The organism is Acidobacteriota bacterium (assembly GCA_012517875.1).
GTDB lineage: Bacteria > Acidobacteriota > JAAYUB01 > JAAYUB01 > JAAYUB01 > JAAYUB01.
This window is the reverse complement of the sequence record JAAYUB010000114.1, coordinates 1-11,571: the sequence shown is the minus strand read 5'-3', so window position 1 is coordinate 11,571 and position 11,571 is coordinate 1. Positions and strand designations below refer to the sequence as shown.

The following is an 11,571-nucleotide window of genomic DNA, read 5'->3' as shown; positions in this document are numbered from 1 at the left end:
GGTTCGCTACACGCTGGACGGCACCGCGCCAAACCCCGACTCACCGTCCGCGACCGGCCCCATCCGCGTGGAACGAACGGCCACCGTGCGGGCCGCCGCCTTCCGGCCCGAACTCACGCCGAGCCCCGAGGTGCGGGCTACCTGCCGGATCGGGCCGCTCCCCGCCGTGAGCGCCAGTGACGCCACCCCCGGCCTGCGCGCGGCCTACTATCCCGGCAACTGGAACGCCATTCCCGACTACACCTCGCTCCGACCGGCGGCGGTGACCACCGTCCCGTCGATCGACGTCTCGCCCGCCCGGCGACCCGAATTTTTCGGACTGCGCTTCACCGGATTCATCGAGGTCCCCGCCGACGGCGAGTACGCCTTCTCGCTGCGCTCCGACGACGGCAGCCGGCTATTCATCGACGGGGTGCTCGTCGTCGAGAACACCACCGCCCACGAAGCCCGGGAGCAGACCGGCCGGATCCGCCTGGCGGCGGGGCGCCACGGCCTGGTCCTGGATTACCTGCAGATGCTGGGGGACAGATCCCTGGCGGTCTTCTGGGAGGGCCCGGATCTCCCGCGCCAGGAGCTTCCGGCCGCCCGGCTGGCCCATGCGCCGGCGGCACCCGCGCGCTGAGACATCGCAAACAGACACCGGAGACGTACAGTATGATCCTGAGCGCCCTGGACTGGAGCATCATCGTCGCCTACTTCCTGCTGTCGCTGGTCATCGGCTTGGCGGTCTCGCGCCGCTCGGGCCGCAGTGCGGATGAATTCTTCCTCTCCGGCCGGAGTATGCCGTGGTGGCTGCTCGGCGTGTCCATGGTGGCCACCACGTTCTCCAGCGACACGCCGAACCTGGTCACCGACATGGTCCGCCAGAACGGCGTCGCCGGCAACTGGGCCTGGTGGGCGTTCCTGCTGACGGGCATGCTGACGGTGTTTGTCTACGCGCGGCTCTGGCGGCGCTCCAGCGTGCTCACCGACTTGGAGTTCTACGAACTGCGCTACAGCGGCCGGGCGGCGGCTTTCCTCCGGGGGTTCCGGGCGGTGTACCTGGGCGCGTTCTTCAACGTCCTGGTGCTGGCCACCGTCTCGATGGCGCTCACCAAGATCGCGGCGGTGATCCTGCATTGGCCAGTCGGTTGGACGCTGCTCATCGCCAGCATCGTGACGGTGATCTACAGCGCCATCGGCGGTTTCAGCGGCGTCCTGCTGACGGACTTTTTCCAGTTCATCCTGGCCATGGCGGGCGCCGTCGCAGCCGCCGTCGTGATTCTCGGGCGGCCCGACGTGGGCGGCCTGTCCGGGCTGATGGCCAACCCGGTGGTGGCGGCGAAACTGAACCTGATCCCCGATCCCGGAGACGGCCAGACGTTCCTCCTGCTCCTGGTGCTCCCTCTGGCCGTGCAGTGGTGGAGCGTCTGGTACCCGGGCGCCGAGCCGGGCGGCGGCGGCTACATCGCCCAGCGGATGCTGGCGGCGCGGTCGGAGGGGGGCGCCGTGGCGGCTACCCTGTTCTTCAACTTCGCCCACTACGCGCTGCGGCCGTGGCCGTGGATCCTTGTGGCACTGGCCTCCTTGGTGGTCTTCCCCGACCTGGCATCCCTGCAGCAGGCGTTCCCCCACGCCGACCCGGGGCTGATCCGCCACGACTTCGCCTATCCGGCCATGCTCAGTTTCATGCCCGCTGGATTACTCGGACTCGTGACCGCCTCACTGCTGGCGGCATACATGTCCACCGTGGCCACCCACCTGAACTGGGGTTCGTCCTACCTGGTCAACGACCTGTACCGCCGGTTTTTCCGTCCTGACGCCGGCGAGCGCCGGCTGGTGCTCGTGGGCCGTTTGGCGACGGTCGGCCTCATGGCGGTGACCAGTATCGTCACCCTGCTTCTGGAAAATGCGCTGCAAGCGTTCCAGATCCTGCTCCAGATCGGGGCCGGCACCGGACTGCTGTTCATCTTGCGCTGGTTCTGGTGGCGGGTCAACGCCGCCAGCGAGATCACGGCGATGGTGACCTCCTTCCTGGTGGCCGTCTACTTCCAGCTGGTCCATCCCCACACCGGCTTGCCGGCCGTTGGCGTGCCGGTCCAGCTGGTGGCCGGCGTGGCCGTCACCACCGTGGCCTGGCTGGCGGCCGCGTGGCTCGGCCCCGCTACCGATCCAGCCGTCCTGCGGTCGTTCTATCGCAAGGTGCACCCTGGCGGTCCCGGCTGGCGCCGCGTCCTGGACGAAGCGCGGCGGAACGGCGAGACGCTGGCAGCGCCGGGCGGCCCGGGATGGGACGTTCCCCACGGGATCCTCTGCATGTTCCTCGGCTGCGTCACGATCTACTGCGCCTTGTTCGCTACGGGTAACTGGATCTACGGCCGGACCGTTCCGGCGGTTATCCTCTCGGCCGTGGCGGTTTCGGTCGCCACTCTCCTGGCCCTCGTGTGGCGCCGCCGGCCGTCCACCATGACGTAGCGCGCTCAATGAACTCGCGGCCGCCAAGCCGCGAGGTATTCATTTCAATGGAATGCGTCGGTCACGGGATCGCACGGAGGATTCGCTCAAGGTCAGCCTGGCGCGCCTCCAGATCCGCCAACAGATGGAACTGGTTCCGGCAGCGGTCCAGGTTGTGGCCGGGCCGGCGTGTCTTGAAATAGACATCCCCCTGCAGATGGTCGGTCAGGAACCGCGTGCCGATGATCAAGACAATGAGGCGCGCGCCCAGCAGCAGGTGCTCCCGCTCGGCCACGCTGAGCACGCCCGCCAGGGGCTCCAGCCAGCCGGCGGCCAAGGCGGCGAAGATCCCGGGGCGCAGCCGCGCGCGCTCCGGGTCCGGATCGTCCTCGGGCGCGGCGCTGACGAACGAGCGGACCATGTCCCCGAAGTCAAACAGGGCCGAGCCGGGCATGACCGTGTCCAGGTCGATGACGCAGAGCCCCTCCCCCGTGGCGGCGTCCAGGAGCACGTTGTTGCACTTCGTATCGTTGTGAGTGACCCGTCGCGGCAGGACACCCGACGCGAGCAGCCGGACGACGTCCGCCACGATGGGGCGGTGGGCCCGTACGAACGCCAGCTCGGCGGCGGCTTGTCGGGCTCGCCCGCAGGGGTCGGCGGCCGCGGCGGCTTCCAGGTCGGCCAGCCGTCGGCGGCCGTCGTGGAAGCCCGGGATGGTCTCGGCCATCCGTTCAGACGGCAGATCGGCCGTGTCGCGCAAGAACCGCCCGAATGCCCGGGCGGCCTGCCAGGCCTCGTGTTCGGAGCCGATCTCGTCGCGCCCGACGGTTCCCTCCTGAAAACGAAACGCGCACCACCAATCGCCGGCCGGGTCCACGTAGCGCCAAGCGCCGTCACGGGTGGGTACGGGCACCTGGCGGCGCCGGTCGCCGTCGGCCTCCCCGCGCCGGCGGTAGACCGCTTCGAGGTGCCGGCACACCTGGATGGTATTGGCGACCACCAGTTCCGGGTTCGGGAAAACCAGCCGGTTGATGCGCCGCAGGATGAACCGGACCGGGCCTGCCGGCCCGGCCACCGTGATGCGATACGTGTCGTTGATGTGCCCGGTGCCATAAGGTTCGCCGGCGATAAATGCACCGGGCAGCGCATAGGCTGCGGAAACCGCAGCCAGGTCGGGAGCTGGTTTCACGACCATAGCGGCTCCGGATACTCGCCCGCGACGGTCAGGCGGCGCAGCCGTTCCACAGCTTCGGGTCGGTCGGCCTGGTAGGTCATGCCGAACCAGCCGCCCGCCCCCGCCAGCAGCGCCACCTCACCCCGCCCCTCGGCCAGCAGCCGGTTCAGCGCCTGGGGCAGGCGGAACTCGGCTGCCGGATCTGGCCCCGATTCGGCGACAAAGGCGGTGAAATATTCGTCCAGCGGCGTGAAGACGGCCGGTGTGAATGCCAGCATGTTCATGGATACCCAGGCGTCGCCGGCAACGGGATGCCAGCGACCCGTTTCGTCGCGATAGCGGATGGCATCTCCCTCCCGCCGGATCTCGAGGCGCTCGGTCAGCGCGCGGACACGGCCCCGGGCATCCAGTTCGCACACGGCCCGAGAGACCGCGCCGTGCTCGGACAGCGTGTCCGCCAGCCGGTAGCCCACCACGGCGGCGCGCATCGCCGCAGGATCGTTCCCCCGAAGGAATTCAGCCGCCAGGCGGTAGGCGGCCCGTCCGTAGAAATCGTCTGCGTTGACCACGGCGAACGGGGCGGCCACCTGCCTCCGGGCGGCCAGTACCGCGTGAGCGGTGCCCCACGGTTTGGTGCGGCTGTCGGAGACCGTTGCCCCGGACGGGACCTGCCGCACGCTCTGGACGGCGAAGCCCAGTTCCAGGCGCCGCCCCCAGCGCGGCGCGAACATCGCCCGGCATTCGTCCGCCAGCCGATCCGACACCACGAACACGGCCCGGCGGAAGCCGGCTCCAATCGCATCATACAGGGCATAGTCGATGAGCGTCTCGCCGGCCGGGCCCAACCGGTCGATCTGCTTGAACCCGCCGTAGCGGCTGCCTGCACCGGCGGCCAACAGGATCAGGGTGAGGTCCATGGCGACTCCGGGTACCGAAAGGATCGGCGGATCAGAATATCAGGATATCGCCTGTTTGACCAGCCCGCAAAATGACGGGACCCCCACCGGCACCCGCCCCGGCGATGGCCGCGTTCGCGGATTGCCACACGTTCAACCGGACCCCACTTCCCATGCCGGACCACTTGCCCTATAATGCGGCTATGCAGCCCCCCGCGTCCCGAGATCCTGCCGCTCAATTCAAGGCGAGCAGCATCATGCTGACTCTCGACCTGGCCAAGGTGGGCGTCATGTCCCTGCCCGACCGGCCGGGGGTTGCGGGCATGCTGCTCGGCGCCATCGGCCGGCGCGGTGTCAACGCTCACTTCGTCGTCGAGCTGACCGACCAGACCAACCACTCCCACATCATGCTCGGAGTCGGCGAGACGGATCTCGACTTGACGCTCGCCGCCATTCAGGATGTCGCTGCAGGGCTGCCGGCCGCCGAAGTGGTCCACCAGCGGGATGTCGTCCTGGTCTCGATCCACGGCCCCCACTTCCGGGATCGCCCGGGTTGCGCGGCCGAAGCATTCACCGCGATCGCAGCCGCCGGCGTGAACATCCTGGCCATCAGCACGTCGGTGTCCAGCATCTCCTGCCTTGTGGAACGGGCCAACCTGGATCTGGTGATCGGCTCCCTGCAGCACCACTTTCAGGTGTCCGACGACGGCGTGCTGGTGGCCGAGGACGGACTGGCGCGCCCTTGGCCGCACTGCCGATGAACGGACCGCCGGTCCTGCTTCGGCCACTCACCGGCCGTCTGCGCTCTCGTTCAGCGGATTAGATTGATACCGGGGAATGGGGTACAATGAGCGCACAAATTTTCGCGAGTCGTTTCAAGTTGCGCGCACACCACAATCCGTCGCGGAGGCACCCATGACATTCGGTCGCATCGTCGCTCTCCTCATCAGCGTCGGCCTGTTCCTGCTGGGGCTGATGTTCATCCTCGCCGCACTCAGTCCGCAAGCCGCCAGCCCGGGAGGGCGCGCGCTCGTCGGCGGCCTGATGGCCGGCATCGGCATTTTCCTGTTCGTCTTCATCCTGCGACAGAAAACCGCGCCGGCGGGCGCGGCCGGCACGGTGATCCAGCAGAAGATCGAACTGTCGGGCGACGTCCGAATGGAGAGTCTCGCCTGCGCCCGCTGCGGCGGCGCCATCACCCAGGAGCACATCACCGTCAAGGCCGGCGCCCCGTTCGTCAAGTGCCCGTTCTGCGGCAGCGATTACCAACTGGAGGAGAAGCCCAAATGGTGACCCGCATGCTCGGCGCCGCCCTCCTGCTCCTGACTCTCGGCGGAGTCGCCGCGCCCGCCCAGGATTACCGGTTCGAAGTGCCCGAATTCATCTGCAACGTGTCGGTGGAGAAGGACCGCAGCCTGGTCATCTACTACAAGATCACGTTCCGCTGCGCTCCGGGCGCCCACCCCATCGACATTGTGGACATCGGCTTTCCCAGCAAGGACTACCAGTTGGATTCCGTCCGGGCCCAGATCGGCGGCGTGGCGCTCAGCGGCATCAAGCCATCCAGCTACATCTCCAACGGCGTTGAAATCCCGCTGGGCGACAAGGCCATCGGCCCCGGCCAGACGGGCACCCTCGAGGTGAGCGGCACAAATCTCTACATGGTCTTTCAGGACAGCGACGTCCCGGCTGACGGCTCGATGGAGTTCAGCCCCACCTGGTTCGACGGCAACCTGCTGGAAGGCACCACCGCCTTCACCCTGCAGGTCCAATTCCCGGAGGGCGCCGAGCCGGACAAGGTGCGCCACCACGAGCGGGCGTTCACCGAATCGTTCATCACCGACGCCGGCCGGATCATTTACAAGTGGACGGAACAGCGGCGGGTGGACGGCGAGTACAAGGTGGGTATTTCGTTCCCGGGCACCCTGGTGGAAGGCCCGCTGACACCGCCCGAAGCCCCGGTGGCGGCATACAGCAGCTCCGGCGACGATTTCTTCGACAGCGGCTGCTTCGTGTTCCTGGTTTTTCTGATCCCCATCCTGCCCGCGGTGATCAGTATCGTGCGCGGCTTCTACCGCCGGCGCAAGTACCTGCCGCCCAAGATCGGCGTGGAAGGCGTCGGGATCAAGCGCGGTCTCACCGCACCCATGGCCGCGCTGCTCAACGAGGAGAAGCTGGATCGGGTGACGGTGCTCATTCTGTACGGGCTGCTGCGCAAGGGCGCCGTGAAGCTCAAAGCCGGTCCGGGGGGCAAACCTGTCATCGAGAAGACCGCGCTTGATTCGGGCAAGCTGTGGGAATACGAGAACGCCTTCCTCGATTCGATCAAAGCGGACGGATCGCTCGGCGAGAAGGAGCTGAAGAGCATGTTCGTCCAGATGATCAAGGACCTGAACAACCGGATGAAGGGCTTCTCGCTGCGGGAGACGCGGGCGTACTACCGGTCCATCACCCAGCAGGCCTGGGAGATGGTGCGAACGGCCGGCCCCGACGCGGCCGGCCTGAAAACCGTCGAGGAGCAGCTCCAGTGGATGCTCATGGACGATGATTTCGACGACAAGGTTCGCAAGCTGCCGCCCGTGGTGTTCGCCGCACCCAGCTGGTTTCCGACGGGCGGCTGGATCGTCGACGAGCCGACGGCCGCAGGCGGTCCGGCGCCGGTGGCGCCGGCCGGCGGCGCTCCGCCGGTGCCCGGCACCGGCGTGCCGGTGGCACCGGTCGGCGGCGGCGGGTTCAGCCTCACCGACATCTGCCACCAGACGGCGTCGGCCATCGAGGGGTTCTCCAACCGGGCGGTGAGCTCGTTCGGCAGCCTGGTGTCCGGCGTGACCGGCGTGACGAATCCCATCCCGGTGTCGTCATCCTCCGGGCGTTCCAGCGGCGGACACAGCTGCGCATGCGCGTGCGCCTGCGCCGGCTGCGCCTGCGCCTGCGCGGGAGGTGGCCGATGAACCTGAAGGGTTTCTTTGCCAAGCGCCAACCCATCGCCCCGGCGGGCCTCCATCATCTGGCCGGCGGACCGGTGCCGGCGGGCAAGCGCGTCCACCTCCGCGTGGAGCAGGATGGCACCGGCCTGCTGCTCATCGACGCGTCGCGGGTGCTCCACCTCAATCCCACGGCCTGCGACTACGCCTGGCTGCACCTGCGCGGTCTCGGCGAAGCGGAGCTGCTGAAGCGCATCCGCAAGCACTACCGCGTGAGCCGCCGGCAGGCCGCCGCCGACTGGGCCGCGATCCGCGAGACGCTGGACGCCATGCTGGGTGACAGCGAGGTCTGCCCCATCACCTTCCTGGGGCTGGATCGGATCGAACCGTTCCAGACCCCCGTCTCCGCACCCTACCGCCTGGATCTGGCCCTCACCTACCGCTGCAACATCGACTGCGCGCACTGCTACAACGAGCGCCGCGAGTGCCCGGAACTCGCGACGGACGACTGGCGGCGCATCATGCAGAAGGCCTGGGACGCCGGCGTCCCCCACGTCGTCTTCACCGGCGGCGAGGCCACGCTCCGCGACGACCTGCGGGACCTCATCGCCCACGCCCAGGCGCTGGGGATGGTGTCCGGTCTGCTGACCAACGGTGTCCGGCTCGCCGACCGTGACTATCTGGCCGGCCTGCTGGCGGCCGGCCTCGACTACGTCCAGGTGACCTTGGAATCGGCCGATCCGGCGGTGCACAACCGCATGGTGGGGGCCGACTCGTTCGAGCAGACCGTCGCCGGCATCCGCACCTGTCTGGAACTCGGCATCTACACCATCACCAACACCACCATCACCCGCGACAGCGCCCCGACGCTGGAGGCCACCGTCCGTTTCATCCACTCGCTGGGGCTGAAGGCGCTGGCGGTCAACTCCATCATCTACTCCGGCAAAGCCGCCGACGGCGAATTCGCCCTGACCGACGAGGATCTGAAGGCGGCGTTGGTGCGGGTGCGGGAACTGGCCGAGCACCTGGACCTCCGGCTCATCTGGTACACGCCCACCCGGTACTGCCGCCTCAATCCGCTGGAACTGGAGCTGGGGCCCAAGCACTGCACCGCCGGCCGCTACAACCTCTGTGTGGAGCCGGACGGCGCGGTGATCCCCTGCCAGAGCTACTACGAGCGCGCCGGCAACCTACTCACCGATCCGTGGGAGGCAGTGTACAACCATCCGGTCATGGTGCGCCTGCGCGAGCGGCAGTGGCTGCCGCCCGAGTGCACGGACTGCCCCGAATTGCCGCTCTGCGGCGGGGGGTGTCCGCTGGAACTGAAGGACAAGCCTGTCGCCTGTCCCGACGCCATGTCAAACGGTTAGGCCGACAGGTGGACCGTTCCCTGTTCCAGATCTATCGCCGCCAGTTTCAGGAGCTGGCGCCGCTCCGGCGCCGGCTCTACGGCCGGCTTCCCCTGCGCGCAGCGCGGCGCATCGTGGATCCCGGCTGCGGCACGGGCCTGGTGCTGCAGGAACTCGCTCCCCTGACCCGGGCCGAACTCGTGGGGATCGACCGCGACGCGGCCGCCCTGGTCGCGGCCCGAGTCACCGCCGGAGCCGACCGGCACGAAGGTCCACCGCGGTTCGAGCAGGCCGACGTGTCGAGGTGCCGGCTGCCCGCCGCCGGCCTGTATGTTTCCTCATTCTTTCTGTATCAGCTTCCGGATCCCGTCATTTTCCTGCGCCAGGTCCGGCGGCGCCTGGACCCGGACGGACTGTACGCCGTTTTGTCCGAATACGACTACCCGGCCACCGTCGAGTCGCCGCCCGGGCTGGGTCTCGTCGAGGCGCTGTTGGCGTCACTGCACGGCGAGGGCTTCCGCCCAGAAACAGGCGGCCGGCTGGATGCCCTCTTCGGAGAGGCCGGTTACGCCGTTGTTTCGTCTGGCGCCGTGGCGGGCGAGCCGCGCCCGCCCGATCCGGTGTTCCTCCGCTGCCAGTTGAGCCGGACGATGAACGAGCCGTCCGTATCCCGCTGGCTCGAGCGTGCCGACTCGTCCGGCGCCCGCTTGGCCTTCACCGTGCGTTGGGGCATCTACCGGCCGGCCAGTTCGTAAACCTCACCGCCAGCAGATATCCGGCAGTCGCGCCCCGGAGCGGGCGCAGGGAGAGCGACATCCGGTGAATCATGAAGATCCATCGGGTCGCGTTCGGCGAACGCGGCGTACTTTCGTATCGCGCGTTCATCAGGCACGCCCCGTTGGACCCCAATTATTCCGAACAATCCTCCGGTTCCATGCGTACTTCAAGGATGAGGGACAGACACGCGAATGAACAATTCCACTCACCTTGTTAATAATTTTGCAGCCCAGTCGTTTTTCTCCCAGGAGACACATGAAGGAGTGACGACCATGCACGCAGCCCCGGCCACCCTCCCCGCCCCGACCCTGCCGGACGAGATCGACCGGCTGTATCGGGACCACCATGCCATGATCCTCCGCACCGCCTTCCGGATCACCCGGAGCATGCGCGACGCCGAGGACGTGCTGCACAGCCTGTTTCTCAGGCTCATCGAACGGGAGGTCGGCCCCGACCCGGGCGCGAACCCGGGTCCGTACCTCCACCGGGCCGCGGTGAACCTGTCGCTGGACCTCCTGCGCAAGCGCCGCCGCGGCGCCTCGCTGGAGGCGGTGCCCGGTTCGCGCGACTCCGGCCAGCCGCAGCCAGACGAAGTGAGCGCCCGGACCGAGCTGGGTGACCGCCTGCGGGCAGCCATCGCCCGGCTCAGCCCCCGGGCGGCGGAGATCTTCGTCCTGCGCTATGTGGAGGGATACACCAACAGCGAGATCGGCCGGATGCTCGGCATCTCGTGGGGCGTCGTCGCCGTCACCCTTCTGCGCGCCCGCCGCCGTCTCCAGACCCACATGCAGATCTGACAGGGAGAACAACCATGGACACTCACAAACCGAAACTCGACGACATGATCGACGCCATGCAGGCGGACCTGCCGGACGCGGCCGAATTCGCTGCCGCCGCCGCGCGGGTCCGGCAACAGCTGGTAAAAGCCGCCGCCTCGCCGGCCGCACCCGTCGCCGATGCCTGCATCCGCGACTGCGCCGGCTTCCGCAGCCTGATCCCCGCGTATCGCGACGGGAGCCTGCCAGCCGCGCGGCGGACGCTGTTTGAGGATCACATCCGCAACTGCGTCGCCTGCCGCAAGGCGGTCTGGCAGACCACCGCGTCTTCCGCCACACCGGTGGTCCGTCGGACCGTGGCCTTCTCGCCGCGCTGGGCACTGGCGGCCGCAGCCGTTCTGCTCCTGGCCCTGGCCATCCCGCTGGTTCTCTACTTGAACCCGTTCGCCGCCCGCGCGGAGGCCTCCGCGGTGGTGGACCGGGTGGACGGGCGCCTGTTCGTCGTCCGGGACGGACGGATCCAGCCCGTTGCGGCGGGCGTGACGATCCCGGCCGGACAGACAATCCGCACCGCCCGGGGCACCCGCGCCATTCTGAGCCTGGCCGACGGCAGCCGGCTGGAAATGAACGAACGCGCGGAACTGGCCGTCAACGGCCGGCCTGACGGCACGGCGGTCGGGTTGCGGCACGGTTCCGTCATCGTGCGCGCCGCCCGCCAGACAGCGGGCCACCACCTGTTCGTAAACACCACCGACTGTCAGGTTTCCGTCAAGGGCACGGTGTTCAGTGTCACCAGCGGCGCCAAGGGGTCCCGCGTCTCCGTCCTCGAGGGCGAGGTCTGGGTGGACCACGGCGGCCAGACCAGCAAGCTGTTCCCCGGCCACCAAGTCACCACCCACGCCAGCATCCGCCCGGCGGCGCTGGCCCGGGAAGTGGGCTGGAGCCTGGAGGCGGACCAGTACCAAGCCCTGCTGCAGCAGGTGGCTGACACGAGCCGGCAACTGCTCCAGTCGGTGACGAACGTCCCGCTGCGCTTCGATCCCCGCCTGGCGGCGTTGCTGCCCGAGGACACCGTGATCGTCGCCGCCCTGCCCAACGTCAGCGAGGAGCTGGCCGACGCCGGCGACACTTTCTTCCAGAGCATCCGGAGCAACCCGGAACTGGCCGCCGCGCTGTCCCGGGAGTTGTCCGACGCGGAGCTCAACGAGGTCGTCGGCGTGCTCCAGCGCTTCCGCGCCCTCG

General features: G+C 68.4%; 11 protein-coding genes. 9 read left to right on the top strand and 2 right to left on the bottom strand.

Features of this window, described 5'->3' with window-relative positions:
- The coding region (locus GX414_12415; protein ID NLI47900.1) for a hypothetical protein at window positions 1-622 on the top strand (622 nt) is incomplete at its 5' end.
- Between the two features lie 32 nt (window positions 623-654).
- Window positions 655-2,454 (top strand): Na+:solute symporter, encoded by a 1,800-nt coding sequence (locus GX414_12410; GenBank protein NLI47899.1) that lies wholly within the window; start codon window positions 655-657, stop codon window positions 2,452-2,454.
- 61 nt (window positions 2,455-2,515) lie between these two features.
- Here the strand turns inward: GX414_12410 and GX414_12405 are convergent, their stop codons facing one another.
- Together GX414_12405 and GX414_12400 are read right to left on the bottom strand one after the other, a co-directional pair.
- Window positions 2,516-3,628: an aminoglycoside phosphotransferase family protein gene (locus tag GX414_12405; GenBank protein NLI47898.1), complete on the bottom strand. Its 1,113-nt coding sequence runs from the start codon at window positions 3,626-3,628 to the stop codon at window positions 2,516-2,518.
- Window positions 3,619-4,524, bottom strand: coding sequence for an NTP transferase domain-containing protein (locus GX414_12400; protein NLI47897.1), 906 nt, complete (start codon window positions 4,522-4,524; stop codon window positions 3,619-3,621). The genes GX414_12405 and GX414_12400 overlap by 10 nt, the downstream gene beginning before the upstream one ends.
- Before the next feature lie 236 nt (window positions 4,525-4,760).
- Here GX414_12400 and GX414_12395 point away from each other — a divergent pair, with 236 nt between their 5' ends.
- From GX414_12395 to GX414_12365, 7 genes are all read left to right on the top strand, one after another.
- Window positions 4,761-5,264, top strand: a complete 504-nt coding sequence (locus GX414_12395; protein ID NLI47896.1) for an ACT domain-containing protein — start codon at window positions 4,761-4,763, stop codon at window positions 5,262-5,264.
- A 154-nt stretch (window positions 5,265-5,418) separates the two neighbouring features.
- Entirely contained in the window at window positions 5,419-5,796 is a 378-nt protein-coding gene (locus GX414_12390) for a hypothetical protein (protein NLI47895.1), read from the top strand.
- Entirely contained in the window at window positions 5,790-7,454 is a 1,665-nt protein-coding gene (locus GX414_12385; protein ID NLI47894.1) for a DUF2207 domain-containing protein, read from the top strand. Before GX414_12390 ends, GX414_12385 begins: the two co-directional genes overlap by 7 nt.
- The gene (locus tag GX414_12380; protein ID NLI47893.1) at window positions 7,451-8,797 is read left to right on the top strand and encodes a radical SAM protein; all 1,347 of its coding nucleotides are present in this window, start codon (window positions 7,451-7,453) and stop codon (window positions 8,795-8,797) included. The genes GX414_12385 and GX414_12380 overlap by 4 nt, the downstream gene beginning before the upstream one ends.
- Before the next feature lie 8 nt (window positions 8,798-8,805).
- The gene (locus GX414_12375) at window positions 8,806-9,531 is read left to right on the top strand and encodes a class I SAM-dependent methyltransferase (protein NLI47892.1); all 726 of its coding nucleotides are present in this window, start codon (window positions 8,806-8,808) and stop codon (window positions 9,529-9,531) included.
- A gap of 294 nt (window positions 9,532-9,825) precedes the next feature.
- Window positions 9,826-10,350: a sigma-70 family RNA polymerase sigma factor gene (locus GX414_12370; protein ID NLI47891.1), complete on the top strand. Its 525-nt coding sequence runs from the start codon at window positions 9,826-9,828 to the stop codon at window positions 10,348-10,350.
- Between the two features lie 14 nt (window positions 10,351-10,364).
- A partial coding sequence (locus tag GX414_12365; GenBank protein ID NLI47890.1) for a hypothetical protein occupies window positions 10,365-11,571 on the top strand: 1,207 nt, incomplete at its 3' end.